The 15,544-nt window shown below is 71.7% G+C and carries 15 protein-coding genes and 1 tRNA gene; 4 read left to right on the top strand and 12 right to left on the bottom strand.

The genetic code is table 11. The features are described 5' to 3' along the window. Positions 1-22: 22 nt before the first annotated feature. Positions 23-1,312 carry a site-specific integrase gene (locus tag PWG71_RS03135; protein ID WP_274807917.1) on the top strand — a complete coding sequence of 430 codons (1,290 nt, stop codon included), beginning with the start codon at positions 23-25 and terminating at the stop codon, positions 1,310-1,312. On the opposite strand, the gene PWG71_RS03130 is transcribed toward PWG71_RS03135, so the two are convergent. Both PWG71_RS03130 and PWG71_RS03125 read right to left on the bottom strand, forming a co-directional pair. Next, positions 1,294-1,367: transfer RNA gene (locus PWG71_RS03130), tRNA-Pro, on the bottom strand. The two genes, PWG71_RS03135 and PWG71_RS03130, sit on opposite strands and share 19 nt — an antisense overlap. Positions 1,368-1,467: 100 nt before the next feature. Continuing rightward, positions 1,468-2,127 carry a dienelactone hydrolase family protein gene (locus PWG71_RS03125; RefSeq protein ID WP_274807916.1) on the bottom strand — a complete coding sequence of 220 codons (660 nt, stop codon included), beginning with the start codon at positions 2,125-2,127 and terminating at the stop codon, positions 1,468-1,470. Between the two features lie 291 nt (positions 2,128-2,418). On the opposite strand from PWG71_RS03125, the gene PWG71_RS03120 reads away from it, so the two are divergent. Together PWG71_RS03120 and PWG71_RS03115 are read left to right on the top strand one after the other, a co-directional pair. Continuing rightward, positions 2,419-3,345, top strand: coding sequence for a helix-turn-helix domain-containing protein (locus tag PWG71_RS03120; RefSeq protein WP_274807915.1), 927 nt, complete (start codon positions 2,419-2,421; stop codon positions 3,343-3,345). Beyond that, positions 3,342-3,887, top strand: coding sequence for a dihydrofolate reductase family protein (locus PWG71_RS03115; protein WP_274807914.1), 546 nt, complete (start codon positions 3,342-3,344; stop codon positions 3,885-3,887). Before PWG71_RS03120 ends, PWG71_RS03115 begins: the two co-directional genes overlap by 4 nt. Here PWG71_RS03115 and PWG71_RS03110 read toward each other — a convergent pair. Continuing rightward, on the bottom strand, positions 3,866-4,387 hold the full coding sequence (locus PWG71_RS03110; RefSeq protein WP_274807913.1) for a DUF523 domain-containing protein: 522 nt from the start codon (positions 4,385-4,387) through the stop codon (positions 3,866-3,868). The two genes, PWG71_RS03115 and PWG71_RS03110, sit on opposite strands and share 22 nt — an antisense overlap. Positions 4,388-4,525: 138 nt before the next feature. Here PWG71_RS03110 and PWG71_RS03105 point away from each other — a divergent pair, with 138 nt between their 5' ends. Next, a complete protein-coding gene (locus PWG71_RS03105; protein ID WP_446724964.1) occupies positions 4,526-6,007 on the top strand; it encodes an MFS transporter in 1,482 nt (493 codons plus the stop codon). Between the two features lie 62 nt (positions 6,008-6,069). Here PWG71_RS03105 and der read toward each other — a convergent pair whose 3' ends face one another. The 9 genes from der to PWG71_RS03060 all read right to left on the bottom strand — a co-directional run bounded on the left by der (position 6,070) and on the right by PWG71_RS03060 (position 15,429). Then, positions 6,070-7,521 (bottom strand): ribosome biogenesis GTPase Der, encoded by a 1,452-nt coding sequence (der, locus tag PWG71_RS03100; RefSeq protein WP_274808130.1) that lies wholly within the window; start codon positions 7,519-7,521, stop codon positions 6,070-6,072. Positions 7,522-7,744: 223 nt separating this feature from the next. After that, on the bottom strand, positions 7,745-8,449 hold the full coding sequence (gene cmk, locus PWG71_RS03095; RefSeq protein WP_274807912.1) for a (d)CMP kinase: 705 nt from the start codon (positions 8,447-8,449) through the stop codon (positions 7,745-7,747). 90 nt (positions 8,450-8,539) lie between these two features. Further along, positions 8,540-9,694: a prephenate dehydrogenase gene (locus tag PWG71_RS03090; protein ID WP_274807911.1), complete on the bottom strand. Its 1,155-nt coding sequence runs from the start codon at positions 9,692-9,694 to the stop codon at positions 8,540-8,542. Positions 9,695-9,734: 40 nt separating this feature from the next. Beyond that, entirely contained in the window at positions 9,735-10,097 is a 363-nt protein-coding gene (aroH, locus tag PWG71_RS03085) for a chorismate mutase (RefSeq protein ID WP_274807910.1), read from the bottom strand. 112 nt (positions 10,098-10,209) lie between these two features. Continuing rightward, positions 10,210-12,561, bottom strand: a complete 2,352-nt coding sequence (locus PWG71_RS03080; RefSeq protein WP_274807909.1) for a pseudouridine synthase — start codon at positions 12,559-12,561, stop codon at positions 10,210-10,212. After that, a complete protein-coding gene (scpB, locus tag PWG71_RS03075; protein WP_446724963.1) occupies positions 12,548-13,117 on the bottom strand; it encodes an SMC-Scp complex subunit ScpB in 570 nt (189 codons plus the stop codon). The genes PWG71_RS03080 and scpB overlap by 14 nt, the downstream gene beginning before the upstream one ends. A gap of 2 nt (positions 13,118-13,119) precedes the next feature. Next, a complete protein-coding gene (locus PWG71_RS03070) occupies positions 13,120-13,965 on the bottom strand; it encodes a segregation and condensation protein A (RefSeq protein WP_274807907.1) in 846 nt (281 codons plus the stop codon). A gap of 124 nt (positions 13,966-14,089) precedes the next feature. Beyond that, entirely contained in the window at positions 14,090-14,473 is a 384-nt protein-coding gene (locus tag PWG71_RS03065; RefSeq protein WP_274807906.1) for a hypothetical protein, read from the bottom strand. After that, positions 14,470-15,429, bottom strand: coding sequence for a ParA family protein (locus tag PWG71_RS03060; protein ID WP_274807905.1), 960 nt, complete (start codon positions 15,427-15,429; stop codon positions 14,470-14,472). Before PWG71_RS03060 ends, PWG71_RS03065 begins: the two co-directional genes overlap by 4 nt. Positions 15,430-15,544: the final 115 nt, after the last annotated feature.

Genomic DNA, 15,544 nt, shown 5'->3' with positions numbered 1-15,544 from the left:
TTCCCGGGAAAGACGAGGAGTGGTGCCCAGAACACCACGCAAGCCCACCAGGGCAGACCTGGCCGACCGACCCGACGTGTCGGTCTACCTCGATAAGGCACGCCGCCTCTGGCGCGCGGAGATCCGCCTCCGCCAGGACCCGCACACCGGCCGCTGCCAGGTCAAGAAGGTCAGCAGCAAGAGCAAGCACACCCTCTACGACAAACTCGCCCAGGTGCTGGAAGAGCTGGACCAGGGGGTCAACTCCCCCGCCCGCTACACCGTCGCCGACTGCGTGGCGGAGTTCCTGCGGGACCAGACCACAGACCTGGCACCCACCACACGCGACAACTACACACGGCTCGCGCGTACGCACATCACCCCCTACCTCGGCCGGTACCTGCTGGCCGAACTACGGGTGGCCGATGTGCTCGCCTGGCTCCGGGGCCGCAAACCGCACCTGTCCTCACGGACGCTGCGGCTGGTGCTCAACCTGCTGGAACGCGCCATCCGCTACGCACAGGTCCAAGAGATGGTGGCCCGCAACGTCGCCGAACTCGCCCGGCTGGACCAGCGCGGCAGGCTCAAGGGCGACAAGCCCGGACGGCCTTCCAAGTCCATGACGCTGGAACAGGCCGTGGCGGTGCTCAAGGCGGCGGAAGGCACGCGGTGGTACGCCCACCTGGTGCTCTCCATCGTCACCGGAGCCCGGACCGAGGAGATCCGGGCGCTGAGGTGGGAGCAGATCGACACCGACAATACGGTCCCCACGATCCACGTGTGGACCTCGGTGCGAGGCAACGGGGACACCAAGACCCGACGGTCACGGCGCTCCCTGGAACCGCCCCGCATCGCCGTCAAAGCGATCACCGCGCACAAGGCCATGCAGGCGCGGGAGCGTCTCGCGGCGGCCGAGCTGTGGCAGGACAACGACCTGGTGTTCTGCACCGGGCACGGGACACCGCTGGACCACCACAACGTCCTGCGGGACCTGCGCACCATCATGAGAAAGGCAGGACTCGACCAGAACGAATGGACAGCGCGCGAGCTGCGCCACACCTTCGTGTCGCTGCTCTCCGACCACGGTGTGAGCATCGAGGAGATCTCACTCCTCGTGGGCCACGACGGCACCGACACCACGGAGCGCGTCTACCGTCACCAACTCCGGCCGGTACTTCGATCCGGAGCACGGGCGATGGACGCCATCCTGCACGACGTGGGCCAACGGCCCACCCGCCCCCGGTTCGACCCCACCGGGAACACGGAGAAGGGCCCACCTGACGGTGGACCCTTCTCCGAACCGCTATCGCTCTGTCGGGACGGCGGGATTTGAACCCACGACCCCTTGACCCCCAGTCAAGTGCGCTGCCAAACTGCGCTACGTCCCGTCCGTCGACCTCCGCCGCAGCGGCGCCAACGGGCAAGACTCTATCGCATCACCGGGTGCTCTCGCACCGGAGTTCCCCTCCGGCGGGGCGCCCGCCGCGCTCACCCTCCCGGTGCGCCGAAGACGCGCACGAACCACTCCCCGGCGGCGTCGGCCACCTCCTCCATCGCGCCCTCCTCCTCGAACAGGTGGGTGGCGCCGGGGACCACCCGGATCCGACCGGCCCCGCCGAGCCGGTCGAGCGCCTCCTTGTTGAGCCGCAGCACGTCGGTGTCCGCACCGCCGACGATGAACAGCGCCGGGGCGCGCACCGCCCGGAGCGCCCCGCCACCCGCCAGGTCGGGGCGGCCACCGCGTGAGACCACCCCCGTGACCGCGTCGGGTCGCTCGGCCGCCGTCCGCAGCGCCGCCGCGGCACCGGTGCTGGCGCCGAACAGCCCGATGGGCGTCCCCGCCGTGTCCTCCCGCGCGGCCAGCCAGTCCACCGCCCCGGTGAGGCGCCGGGTGAGCAGGTCGATGTCGAAGCGCAGCTCGCGCGTGATCCGGTCGACCCGTTCCTCCTCCGGTGTGAGCAGGTCGAACAGCAACGTCGCGATCCCCGACCGACGCAGGACGTCGGCGACGGCCCGATTGCGGGGACTGTGCCGGGAACTGCCACTGCCGTGGGCGAAGACCACGGCGCCGACGGCGTCCGGAGAGGTCGACCAGCGTCCGTCGAGTTCCACGTCCGGCGCGCGCACCGTCACCTCGCGTTCGATCATGGTGATCCCCTCCCCGGGTGGCCCCTCGGAGTGGGCGCTACCCCGACGCCCGGAACGCACACCTTCGGCGACCGGTCCGGGGAGACGCGCCCCGCCACCCGCCCGGGGCGACGTCGAGCCGTTGGAGGACCCGCCCTCGGGGCCGGCCGGGACCGCCCGCAGGTGCCCGTCCTCCTCGGAGACGGACCGCCGCACCCCACGTCGCGGTCGGCGGGAGAGCGCGTGTTCGCGGCGCGCGGGTGCGCAAGAACGGTCAAGCGCCGCGCCGACCCGGGCGAACATACTGGTCGCATGACCGAACCCACCACCGGCCGGGACCGGCTCCGCGAACTGCTCGACGCGGTCCTGGAGAAGGACGACTCCACCCTGGGCGACATGGCCGCACGGGCCTTCAGCTCACCGTTCCACTTCTCCCGACGGCTCAGCCGCGACACCGGGGAGTCCCCCGTCGCGCTGCGCCGACGGGTGCTGCTGGAGCGCGCGGCCTGGCAGATCGGCCAGGGCACCAGTGTCACCGACGCGGCGTTCGCCGCCGGTTACCGCTCGGTGGAGGGGTTCACCCGCGCGTTCGGGCGGGCCTTCGGTCACCCTCCCGGGGCGACCACCCCCGGGAGCGGCACCTGGCTGCCCGCCCCGAACGGCATCCACTTCCACCCGCCGATCCACCTGTGGATCGAGTCGCGACCCGAGGAGCGTTCCGGCATGGACCTCGTGTCCCTCCAGGTCCACCACGACATCGCCGACACCGGGCACCTCATCGGGGTGGCCGCGGGCCTGTCGGAGGAGGCCTACCGCAGGGCGCACGCCCCGGGTCGGACCGTCCTGGAATGGGACGGCCCCGAGGAGTCGATCGCCGCCGTGCTGGAACACCTCGTGTGGTCCAAGGAGATGTGGTCGGCCTCGATCGACGGGGCCGACTTCCCCGAACGCGGCGCCGACGACCCCGCCGGGTTGGCGGCCCGCCACCGGGAGATCGGCCCGCACTGGATCGCGACGGTCGAGGGCATCGGCCGTCGCGGCGCCTGGGGCGACCGGCTGGTGGACGCCCTGTGCGATCCACCCGAGAGCTTCCTGCTCGGCGGGGTGATCGCGCACGTTCTGACCTACGCGTCGCACCGCAGGCAACTCGTGCGCCAGATGCTGCGCGCCGAGGGGGTGGAGGTGGATCACGGGGATCCCCTTCTCTGGCTTCAGGACCACTACGGAGGCACTTCATGACCAGGACCGTCTACAACACCGCGACCAGCCTGGACGGCTTCATCGCCACCGAGGATCACTCGTTGGACTGGCTGTTCGCCACCGACTCCGATGAGGCGGAGGGGGAGATCGGGGAGTTCCTGAAGGGGATCGGCGCCCTCCTGATGGGGGCGAGCACCTACGAGTGGGTGCACCGGCACGAGGGCGGCGAGGGCTGGGCGTACGCCATGCCGTCCTGGGTGCTGACCCACCGGGAACTCCCCGCGTTCGAGGGTGGGAACGACATCCGGTTCGCGTCCGCCGACTCCGACGACGAACTGCGCGCCCTGCACGCGAAGGCGGCGGAGTCGGCCGGGGACAAGGACCTGTGGCTCATGGGCGGCGGGAAGGTCGCCGCGGACCTGGCCCGGCTGGGCCTGCTGGACGAGGTGATCGTGTCCATCGCGCCCGTCACCCTGGGGGCGGGGGCGCCGCTGCTGGCGGGGCGGGTGGACCTGAAGCCGGTGGAGGTGCATCGGGCCGGGGACTTCGCCTGCGCCCGTTACGAGGTCGTGCGGCCCTGAACGGCGGTGTCGCCGACGCCCCGCAGTCGGGCGTCGGCGGCACCGATCCCGTGCTCGTCGAAGACCGCGATGCCGTGTTCGGCCAGCAGGTGCGCGGTCACGCCCCGCCCGGCACGCCTGCGCCCGGTGAAGGTGCCGTCGTAGACCTCGTGGAACCCGCACGAGGGGCTGGACGCCTTGAGGACCGCCACCGTCACCCCCCGGTCGAGGGCGAACGCCAGGGCGGCGCGGGCCCCGGCCACGAAGTACGCGGTGACGTCGTCGCCGTCGGGGGTGAGGATGCCGGCCCGGCCGTCGAGCACGTCGGCGGCCGTGGCACCGGGTTCGATCTCGGCGGGCGGCCGGGGCACGGGCAGCCCGCCCGCGACCTCCGGGCAGTGGACGACCAGGCGCCCCTCCGTCCGCCAGCGGTCGAGGAGCGCGTCGTCGACCGGTTTGGCCCGCCCGTCGTAGCGCACCGGCCGGCCCATCAGGCAAGCGCTGACCAGGACCTTGTCCATGTCTCCCCCTCCGCCGACACCGACCACGCTACCGCTCGCGCCCGGGGTCGACGACACGGGCGGAACACCCCGATGAACACGGATAAATCACTTGAAGTCACTATCGTGTTCCCTTGAGTGATCAAACAAGGGGGACACGTGATCGAGCACCAGCCCGGGGGCCGGCCCGAGAAGCCGTCGGAGACGACGGGCTCCGGGACCCTGGCCACCGAACACCGCACCACGCGCAAGGCCGTGACCGCCGCCGCCATCGGCAACGCCACCGAGTGGTACGACTTCGGTGTCTACAGCTATCTCGCCGTCACCATCGGCCTGGTGTTCTACCCGTCGCAGTCCCAGGGCGTCCAGCTCATCGCCACCTTCACCACGTTCGCCGCGGCCTTCCTCGTCCGCCCGCTCGGCGGCATGTTCTTCGGCCCGCTGGGCGACCGCATCGGCCGCAAGCGCGTCCTGGCCTCCACCATGCTGCTCATGGCCGCCGGCACGTTCTGCATCGGCCTCATCCCCTCCGCCGCCACCATCGGCGTCGCCGCGCCCCTCCTGCTGCTGCTCGCCCGCATGGTCCAGGGCTTCTCCACCGGCGGCGAGTACGGCGGCGCCGCCACCTTCGTCGCCGAGTACGCGCCCGACGAACGACGCGGCTTCCTCGCCTCCTGGCTGGAGTTCGGCACCGTCGCCGGGTACGTGGGCGGCGCCGCCATCGTCACCGCCATGACCCTGCTGCTGGGCTCCGACGCCATGCTCGCCTGGGGATGGCGGGTCCCGTTCCTGCTCGCCCTGCCGCTCGGCGCCATCGGGCTGTACCTTCGGGTCAAACTCGACGAGACGCCCGTCTTCGCCGAGAACACCCGAAGGTCCGCCGGGGAATCCGACGGCCGCCGACACAAGGGCCGGCTGCGCGAGACCGTCGTCGGCCAGTGGCACAACCTGCTGCTGTGCATCGGCCTGGTGCTGGTGTTCAACGTCAACAACTACATGGTGACCGCGTACCTGCCCACCTACCTGGAGGCCGAACTCGGCTACGGCTCCACCACGGCGCTGCTCCTCACCCTGGGCGCGATGGCGCTCATGCTGCTCGCCGTCACCGGCTTCGGAAGGCTCGGCGACAGGGTGGGCCGCAGACCCGTGCTGCTGTCCGGCAGCCTGTTCTCCATCGTGCTGACCCTGCCCGCGTTCTGGCTGTTGCAGACGGGCGACACGGGCGCGGTCGCCCTGGGCGTCGTGCTGCTGGCGATCACCCTGGTGCACTTCTCCGGCACCGCCCCGGCCGCGCTCCCCGCGCTCTTCCCCACCGGCGTCCGCTACGGCGCCCTGGCCATCGGCTTCAACATCTCGGTGGCCCTGTTCGGCGGCACCACCCCGCTGCTGGCCGAGGCGCTCGTCCGGTCCACCGGCAACCTGTACGCGCCCGCGTGGCCGGTGATGGTCGCCGGCGCGGTCGGCGTGATCGTGGTGTGGCGGATGAAGGAGAGCGCCGGCCGACCGCTGCCGGGGGCGCCCGCCATCCCGGTGCCCGCGCACACCCCGGGCGGCACCCGCCTGCCCTACCCGCGCACCGGCGGCGAGAGCGGCCGGTACGTGCCGCCGAGCAACGTGCGCCGGCTGCCCTCCGACTCCTGACGGTCCCGCCCGCGCACGCGAAAGGGGGCGCCCCCATCGGGGCGCCCCCATCGTCATCCCCGTCAGGAACGACGGCGGTGCTGGCGGTCCGGCCGCGCACTGCCCTTGGAGGCCCTGCCCGGCACGCCGCCCTTCTTCTCGCGGATGCGCATGCTGATGTGGATCGGCGACCCCTCGAACCCGAAGTCCTCACGCAGCCGACGCTCGATGAACCGGCGGTAGTTGTCCTCCAGGAACCCGGTCGTGAACAGCACGAACTGCGGCGGCTTGGCCCCCGCCTGCGTCGCGAACAGGATCTTGGGCTGCTTGCCCCCGCGCACCGGCGGCGGCGTGGCCGCCACCAGCTCCTTGAGCCAGTTGTTCAACTGACCTGTCGGAATGCGCCGGGACCACCCGTCCAGGCTCGTCTCGATCGCCGGGACCAGCTTCTCCATGTGGCGGCCGGTCTTGGCGGAGATGTTCACCCGGGGAGCCCAGGAGACCCGCGCCAGCTGGCGGTCGATCTCCTTCTCCAGGTAGATGCGGCGGTCCTCGTCCAGGACGTCCCACTTGTTGAACGCCAGCACCAGACCGCGCCCGGCCTCCACGACCTGCTCCACCACACGGATGTCCTGCTCGGCCAGCGGCTCGCTGACGTCCATGAGGACCACCGCGACCTCGGCCCGCTCCAGGGCCGTGCCGGTGCGCATGGTGGCGTAGTAGTCGGCGCCCTGGAGGGCCCGGAACCGGCGGCGGATACCGGCGGTGTCGATGAACTTCCAGGTCTTGCCGCCCAGCTCGATGAGCTCGTCGACGGCGTCACGGGTGGTGCCCGCCACCGAGTCGACGACCACCCGGTCCTCGCCGGCGAGCCGGTTGAGCAGGCTGGACTTGCCCACGTTCGGGCGACCCAGCAGGGCCACGCGCGGCGGGCCCTCCTCCTCGGCGGGTTCGGCCCGCTCCGCCCCCTCGGGGAAGGCCTCCACCACGGCGTCGAGCAGGTCGCCGGTGCCGCGACCGTGCAGGGCGCTGATGGCGTAGGGCTCGCCCACGCCCAGGTTCCACAGGTTCAGCGCGTCGGACTCCTGCATGCTGCCGTCCACCTTGTTGGCGGCCAGCACCACCGGGCGGTTGGTGGCGCGCAGGACCCGCGTGACCGCCTCGTCGGCGTCGGTGATGCCCACGGTGGCGTCCACCACGAACAGGACGACGTCGGCGGTCTGCGCCGCGTACTCGGCCTGCCGGGCGACCATCGCGGCCAGGCCGCTGACGCTGGTCTCCCAACCGCCGGTGTCCACCAGGGTGAACTTGGTGTTCTGCCACTCGGCGTCGTAGGCGACCCGGTCGCGGGTCACCCCCGGCACGTCCTCCACCACGGCCTCACGGCGGCCGATGATGCGGTTGACGAGGCTGGACTTGCCCACGTTGGGGCGGCCCACCACGGCCACCACGGGCAGGGGGACGGCCTGTTCGCCGTCCACGCCGATGTCGGCGATATCGAAGTCGTCACTCATGTACTGCTCCCGGTCCTCGATTCCCCGCGCGCCCAGGATGCGTGCCGCGAGGAGTGCGAAAGTCGACCGGCCGCTCCCGTGCGAGACGGGGCGGCCCGATCGGCGTGGACGCCGACGGCGACCACGTGTGCACCGCGAAGGGCGACCTCCGCGGGTGTCCGTGTGTTCCCCCCGGTGGCCGATGTCACCCCGGAGACGGGGTGCGCGGCGATGGGGAGGGGCGGCCCCGGGGCCGCCCGATGTGTCAGCCGCGGACCGTCGCCGCGGCCTCGTCGACCAACGTGACGACCAGGGCGATGACCTCGTCCAGGGTCATACCGGTGGTGTCGAGCTCGGTGGCGTCGGCGGTCCGCTTCAGCGGCGAGTGGGCGCGGCTGGAGTCGAGCCGGTCGCGACGGGCCAGGTCCGCCTGGGTGGCGGCCACGTCACCGGTGTGGATCTCCCGGCTGCGACGCTGCGCGCGGGCCTCGGCGCTGGCCGTCAGGAACAGCTTCACCGGAGCCTCGGGGGCCACCACCGTGGTGATGTCGCGCCCCTCCACGACGATGCCGGTGCTCTCCCGCCGGGCGGCGTCGATGACCGCGCGCTGGGTGCGCACCAGCAGCGCACGGGCCTCGGGCACCGCCGAGACGGCGCTGACGTTGCCCGTGACCTCCTTGGTCCGGATCTCCACGGCCACGTCGCGGCCGTCGACGGAGATCGTCGGGGAGGCCGGGTCGGTGCCCATCTCGATGACGGGGCGTTCCACGGCGGCGGCCACGGCCGCCGGATCGTGCACGTCCACACCGTTGTCGAGCATCCACCAGGTCAACGCGCGGTACATGGCGCCGGTGTCGAGGTAGCGCAGACCACGCGCCTTGGCCACCCCCTTGGAGGTGCTCGACTTGCCCGACCCGGAGGGACCGTCGATCGCGATGACGATGCCCTCGGTGCTGCCCTGCCCGCTCACGTGCCCTGCCTCTGCCACTCGTCGTACTGCCGACGCCCCACACTACCGGGGGAATCACGCGTACCGTACGGACCGGGGGCACGCCCCCGGTCAGGCGCCGGGGTGCACCGACCAGCCGTCGGCGGCCAACGCCCGGGAGAGGACCTCCACCCCTGAGGGCAGCACGGACAACTGCGCCACCCCCAGGGGCAGACCCGGGGTGTGCTCGATGCGCACGTCCTCGATGTTCACCCCGGCGTCGGCCGCCGCGGCGAACAACCGGCCCAGCGTGCCCGGCTCGTCGGGGATGACGACCGGGATGATCGTGTACTCCGGCAGGGTCGCCGCACCGTGCTTGCCGGGGATGCGTCCGTGCCCCTCACGACCCCGGACCAACAGGTCGCGGACCGGTTCCGCTCCCCCGGCGTCCTCCGGGTCCCGCGCCGCCAGAGCGTCGGCGGCCCGGGCCAGGTCCTCGGCCATCGCCCGCAACACCTCCGCGACCGGGGCGGCGTTGTGGGCGAGGATCTCCATCCACAACGACGGGTCGCCGCCCGCCACCCGGGTGACGTCGCGCACACCCTGGCCGGCCAGGGTCAGGGCGTCGTCGTCGGCGCCGAGCAACCGGGCCGCCACCGCCGAGGACGCCACGTGCGGGGCGTGCGAGACCAACGCCACCGCCCGGTCGTGCGCGGCCGCGTCGACGACCAACGGGTCGGCCCCGCACAGTCGCGCCACCTCGGCGACCCGCTCCACGGTCCCGGTATCCGCCTTCGCCGTCGGGCACAGCGCCCAGGAACGCCCGAGGAACAGGTCGGCGCGGGCCGCGCCCGGACCGCGCTTCTCCCGGCCGCCCATCGGGTGACCGGGCACGAACGTGGCCATGTCGCACCCCAGGCGTTCGGCCGCGGACACCACGCTCGCCTTCACACTGGCCGCGTCGGTGTACACGTGCGCCAACCCCCGGTCCTGGGCGTCGCGCAGCACCGTCGGCACGACGGCGGGCGGGGCCGCGATGATCGCGACGTCAACGGGACGCCCGTCGCCCTCCGCCAGCGGACTCCCGGCGCCGAGTTCGCAGGCCAGCCGCAGAGCCGCCGCGTCCGGGTCGGAGAGCAGGACCTCGACACCGCGTGAGGCCAGGGCGAGCGCGATCGACGTACCGATCAGACCGGCGCCCAGCACCGCGACCCGGCGCACCGACGGTCGTCCGTCGTGCGTCCCCGCGTCCCCGCTCACCTTCACCGTGTCCCCCCGCTCGACCATCCGCTCACCGTGTCCTCCCAGACTAGGGGGCAGGGGGGCGCTACTGCGCGATGTCCAGGCGCAGGGCCTGGGCACCGCGCAGGTAGACGTGGTGGAGTTCGGCGCGGGGCCGGTCGGTCTCCACGTGCGCCATCAACCGCACCACGCGCGGCAGGGCGTGCGGAACGGCGATCTCCGTGGCGCACATCAGGGGCACGTCGACGAACCCGAGCTTGCGGGCCGCGAGCGCCGGGAACTCACTGGTCAGGTCGGGAGTGGCGGTGAACAGCACGCTGATGACGTCCTCGGTGTCCAACCCGTTGCGCCGCATCACCTCGGAGACCAGTTCGGCCGTGGCCTCCAGCACCTGCTCGCGTTCGTCCGCGTCGACCTGCACAGCTCCGCGAATGGCCCGTACCGCCACTTGGATCCCGCCTTGTCCGTCGTTCTCATCGGTCCGTCCCCTCAAGGGGAAAGGGAACGGCGGTCACGACCCGTGGTCGTGACCGCCGTCAACTGTATCCACAAGCGATGGGCTAGAGCCCGGCGGCCTTGTAGAGTTCGCTCACCTCACGAGAGGTCAGCGCGCGCATCGTGCCCAGTTTGAGGGTGTTCAGGTCGATCGGTCCGACCTGGGTGCGGGCCAGGTCCGCGACCGGGTGACCGACCGCCTCCATGAGCCGGCGCACGATGTGCTTGCGACCCTCGTGGAGGCGGATCTCCACCAGGGCCTTGGCGCCGTCGTTGTCGACCACGCGGAAGGAGTCGACCTCGACCGGGCCGTCCTCCAGCTCCACACCCGCGCGCAGTCGCTTGACCACGCTGTGCGGAACCGGCCCGGGTACCTTGGCGATGTAGGTCTTGATGACCTTGTACCGCGGGTGGGTGAGCCGGTTGGAGAGCTCGCCGTCGTTGGTGAGCAGGATGAGGCCCTCGGTCTCGGTGTCGAGACGACCCACGTGGAAGATGCGCTCCTCGGTCTGACCGGTGTAATCGGCCAGGGTGGGGCGACCCTCCGGGTCCCACATGGTGCTGACCACGCCGCGCGGCTTGTTGAGCGCGAAATAGAGCTTGTCCGGGGAGGTGACGACGCGCATGCCGTCCACCCGGATCTCGGACTTCTCGGGGTCGACGCGGGCGCCGAAGCGACGGACGACCTCACCGTCGACGCTGACGCGACCGGCGGCGATCATCTCCTCGCTGGCGCGACGGCTGGCGACACCGGCGGCGGCGAGGGCCTTCTGGAGGCGGATGCCGCCCTCGACGTCGGCGTAGCTGTCGCGCGCCTCGTCGGGACGCTCCTCGTCCTTGGGGTCGTAGTCGGCGCGCAGGGCGCTGAGTCGCTCACGGGCGGCCTTGGAGAGCTGGTTCTCGCTCTTGATGTCGCCCATGGGCACCTTGCGGCCGCCGGGGAGGTCGGCCGAGTGGTCGACCTTGTGCCGCTTGGCGGGGCGCTCGGTCCGCTCGTCACGGGAGTCGCGGTCGCCGCGAGGCCCGCCCGGACCACGCGAGTCGCGGTCACCGAACGAACGGCCGCCACGGTCGGAGTCGCGGGAGCCGCCGAAGGAACGGCGGTCGCCGCCCTCACGGGAGCCACCGAACGAACGGCCGCCACGGGAGTCGCGGTCGCCGTGACCGCCACGACCACGGTCGTCCCCGTCACGCGAACCCCGGTGACCACCGGAGCCGCCCGGACCACGCGAGTCGCGGTCACCGAACGAACGGCCACCACGGTCGGAGTCGCGGGAGCCGCCGAAGGAACGGCCGCCACGGTCATCACGACCGCCACGGTCACCACCGTCACGCGAACCCCGGTGACCACCGGAGCCGCCCGGACCACGCGAATCGCGGTCACCGAACGAACGGCCACCACGATCGCCGCCCTCACGCGAACCGCCGAACGAACGGCCACCACGGGAGTCACGGTCGCCACCGAAGGAACGGCGGTCGTCCCCGTCACGCGAACCCCGGTAGCCGCCCTGGCCACGGTCATCACGGGAGCCACCGAACGAACGGCCACCACGGGAGTCACCCTCACGGGATCCGCCGAAGGAACGGCCGCCACGGTCATCACGACCGCCACGGTCACCACCGTCACGCGAACCCCGGTGACCACCGGAGCCGCCCGGACCACGCGAATCGCGGTCACCGAACGAACGGCCACCACGATCGCCGCCCTCACGCGAACCGCCGAACGAACGGCCACCACGGGAGTCACGGTCGCCACCGAAGGAACGGCGGTCGTCCCCGTCACGCGAACCCCGGTAGCCGCCCTGGCCACGGTCATCACGGGAGCCACCGAACGAACGGCCCTCGCCGGGACCACGACGGTCGCCGTGACCCCCCGGGCCGCGCGAGTCGCGGTCGCCGAAGGAACGGCCGCCACGGTCACCACCGTCGCGGGAACCCCGGTAGCCGCCGGAGCCGCCCTGGCCGCGGTCGCCGCCGAAGGAACGGCCGCCGCGCTCATCACGGCCACCGCGGAAGCCGCCGCGGTCACCGCCGTCACGGTCGCCCCGGTGACCACCGGGGCCACGGGAGTCGCGGTCGCCGAACGAACGGCCACCACGGTCGGAGTCGCGGGATCCGCCGAAGGAACGGCCGCCACGGTCATCACGGCCGCCCCGGTCGCCACCACGGCCCCGGTCGTCACCGCCACGGAGATCACGGCCGCCGCGCGCGTCGCGGTCGCCGCCGAAGGAGCGACGGTCGTCACCGCCGCCGCGGAAGTCATCCCGTCCACGGCCCCTCGGGCCGCGCTCGTCCCCACCTCGGGGACCTCGGTCGTCGCGGCGTCCTCGGTCGCCGCGGTCGTTGTATCGGTCGCCGCGCTCACCGCGCGGGGCGTCGTCCCGCGCACCGCGGGAACTCTCGTTAGGTGTGCTCACCGGTGTCGTCTAGACCTTCGATGTCGTCGGGCAGGAACGGTGCCAGGTCCGGCAGCTCGTCGAGACTGCGCAGACCGAGCCGTTCCAGGAAATAGGAGGTGGTCCGATACAGCAGGGCACCGGACTCCGGGTCGTGTCCGGCCTCTTCGATCAGCCCCCTCAGTACGAGGGTACGCATGACGCCGTCACAGTTGACACCGCGGACCGCGGAGACCCTGCCACGGGAGACCGGTTGTCGGTAGGCCACCACCGCCATCGTCTCCAGCGCGGCCTGGGTCAGCCGCACCTCCTGCCCTTCCTTGAGGAAGTGCTCCACGATGTCGGCGCACTCCGGCCGCGTGTACACACGCCAACCGTCGGCCACCGCCCGAAGATCGAAACCCCGTTCCTGGTCGGTGTATTCCCGCGACAGCGACTCCAGGGTCTCCACGACCACCGCCACGGGCACCCTCAGGGTCCTGGCCAGCTCGTACTCCGACACCGGCTGGTCCACGACCATCAGCACCGCCTCCAGGTCACGGCGCAGCGTCGCCGGCACCTCTGTGCTCCCCTCCACCGTCACCGGTCCTCCCCCGTCTCCTCGTCCGCCGGGTCGGCGTCGTACTCGCTGTCCACCTCGACCTCGGCGTCCCCGCCGGTCCAGGTGACGATCAGCTCCCCCAGCGGCTCGGGCTGATCGAAGCCCACGTTCGCGGCCCGGTACAGCTCCAGCAGCGCCAGGAACCGCGCGATGACCTCGAAGGTACCGTCGCACTCGGCGGCCAGTTCCGCGAACGTCATCCGCCCGCGTTCGCGCAGCATCACCACCATCAGCTCGCCCTGCTCCTTCACCGAGGTCTTGGGCTGGTGGATGTGGGTGACCGGGACGCTCGGCGGCTCCCTGGGCGTGAACACCATCCCGGCCAGCGCCGCGAACTCCTGCGGCCCCAACGTGAACAGCACCTCGGGGCGCAGCGCCTCGAACCGCTCCTCCAACGGCACCGCGCGGGCGTAGCGCCGCCCCTGCGCGGCCATGCGGTCGCGCAGGAACGCGGCGACCTCCTTGTACGCCCGGTACTGGAGCAGCCGGGCGAACAGCAGGTCGCGGGCCTCCAGCAGGGCCAGGTCCTCTTCGTCCTCGACGTCGCCGCGGGGCAGCAACCGGGCCGCCTTCAGGTCCAGCAGGGTCGCCGCGACCAGCAGGAAGTTGCTGGCCTGGTCGAGGTCCCAGACATCGCCGTGGGCACGGATGTGCGCGATGAACTCGTCGGTGACCCTCGACAGCGACACCTCGGTGATGTCCAGCTTGTGCTTGGCGATGAGCCCCAGCAGCAGGTCGAAGGGACCCTCGAAGTTGTCGAGGTGCACCTGGAAGGAGCCCTCGCCCGCCTCCACGGCCTCGTCCGGGGCCGGTCCGGCCATCATGGTCGCGGCCCCTCGTCGTCGTAACCCATACGTACAAGGGTGTCACCGGCCCGAACCCGCCGGTGACACCCGTGCCTCTCGTTCCCGCCCCCCGGTGTCCCCCTCCGAACACCGGGCGGGCGTGTCACTCCTCGCTCAGTCGCCGCACCAGCATGCTGGCCGGCCCGTGCTCCTCGAAGTCGGCGAGCAGCACCGCGACGGCCTCACGGACCAGCCGCCCCCGGTCGGCGCTCAACCCGTGCTCGGCGCGCAGCGACAGCCGGGTCTGTTCCAGGGCCAGCAGTTCGGGCCCGGAGATGTAGACGGTGATCTTCTCGTCGTGGCGTTGGCGGCCGCTCGGTTTGGGCGCGCCCTCCACCACCCGGCCGGCGCTGCGCGCACGCTCGGACGTCCGGCTCCCCCGTTGTTCCGGTGCCGTGTAGCGGCGTTCGGTGTCCACGTCGGGCACCGCGTCCACCTCGGTGCCGCTGGAGCGGAAGAACAGCTCGTCCGCCCCGGGTAGGGTCACGCGCCGTGACCGCTGAGAGGCCACCTCGCCAGCACCTCCTTGGCCAGATCCCGATAGGCGTTGGCGCCGGCCGAGGACGAGTCGAACCTGGTGATGGGCTCGCCCGCCACGGTGGCGTCCGGGAAGCGCACGGTGCGGTTGATGACCGTCCCGTAGACCTTGTCGCCGAACCCGTCGATGATGGTGGACAGTACCTCGCGGGCGTGGAGCGTGCGCGGGTCGTACATCGTGCCCAGGAACCCGTCGATGACGAGGTCCTCGTTGAGCCGCTCCTGGACCTTCTGGATGGTGTCCATGAGCAGCGCCACACCGCGCAGCGCGAAGAACTCGCACTCCAGCGGCACGATCACACCGTCGGCGGCGGTGAGCGCGTTGACGGTGAGCAGACCCAGCGACGGCTGACAGTCGATGAGCACGACGTCGTAGTCGTCGATGACCGGCCGCAGCGCCCGGCCGAGCATCTGCTCGCGGGCCACCTCGCCGACCAGCTGCACTTCGGCGGCGGACAGGTCGATGTTGCTCGGGATCAGGTCCAGGCCGTCGATGTCCGTCTTGAGCAGGACGTCCTCGACCGCCACGTCCCGCTGCATGAGCAGGTTGTAGACGGTCAGGTCCAGTTCGCGCGGATCGAGTCGGCCCAGGCCGACGGAGAGGGCGCCCTGCGGGTCGAAGTCGACCAGCAGTACCCGTCTGCCGTATTCGGCGATGGCGGCGCCGAGGTTGATGGTCGTGGTGGTCTTACCGACCCCACCCTTCTGGTTACAGAGTGCTACAATCCGTGCCGGGCCGTGTTCATCGATGGGCTCTGGCACCGGATAGGTCCGCTCAGGTCTCTTGGCGTGCAGATCGGCCCCCGTGTTGCGTGTCGTGCCCCAGGGATTGGTCACCGGGTCGGCGATCGACTGCTCGCCGACGGCCGCGTCGTGTGCGGCCACGTCGTTCTCCGACCAGTTCACAACCCTGGACCTCCCCTACGGACCGGCCACGGCCCGAAGGGATGCCGTGCCCCTGGAGCCTGGCGGCCGTCGGAAACTCAATATGTCGACAGCAACGTACCTCTGTGCGGCGACT

The organism is Nocardiopsis sp. N85 (assembly GCF_028882275.1).
Taxonomy (GTDB): Bacteria; Actinomycetota; Actinomycetes; order Streptosporangiales; family Streptosporangiaceae; genus Nocardiopsis; species Nocardiopsis lambiniae.
Note: the sequence above shows the minus strand (reverse complement) of the source record. Positions and strands in the feature narration are given on the sequence as shown.

What these genes read in the sequence shown, in the direction of transcription:
- PWG71_RS03125 (WP_274807916.1), bottom strand. Translation starts at nt 2,127, where the DNA reads ATGATCGAACGCGAGGTGACGGTGCGCGCGCCGGACGTGGAACTCGAC.
- PWG71_RS03120 (WP_274807915.1), top strand. Translation starts at nt 2,419, where the DNA reads ATGACCGAACCCACCACCGGCCGGGACCGGCTCCGCGAACTGCTCGAC.
- PWG71_RS03115 (WP_274807914.1), top strand. Translation starts at nt 3,342, where the DNA reads ATGACCAGGACCGTCTACAACACCGCGACCAGCCTGGACGGCTTCATC.
- PWG71_RS03110 (WP_274807913.1), bottom strand. Translation starts at nt 4,387, where the DNA reads ATGGACAAGGTCCTGGTCAGCGCTTGCCTGATGGGCCGGCCGGTGCGC.
- PWG71_RS03090 (WP_274807911.1), bottom strand. Translation starts at nt 9,694, where the DNA reads ATGGTCGAGCGGGGGGACACGGTGAAGGTGAGCGGGGACGCGGGGACG.
- PWG71_RS03070 (WP_274807907.1), bottom strand. Translation starts at nt 13,965, where the DNA reads ATGATGGCCGGACCGGCCCCGGACGAGGCCGTGGAGGCGGGCGAGGGC.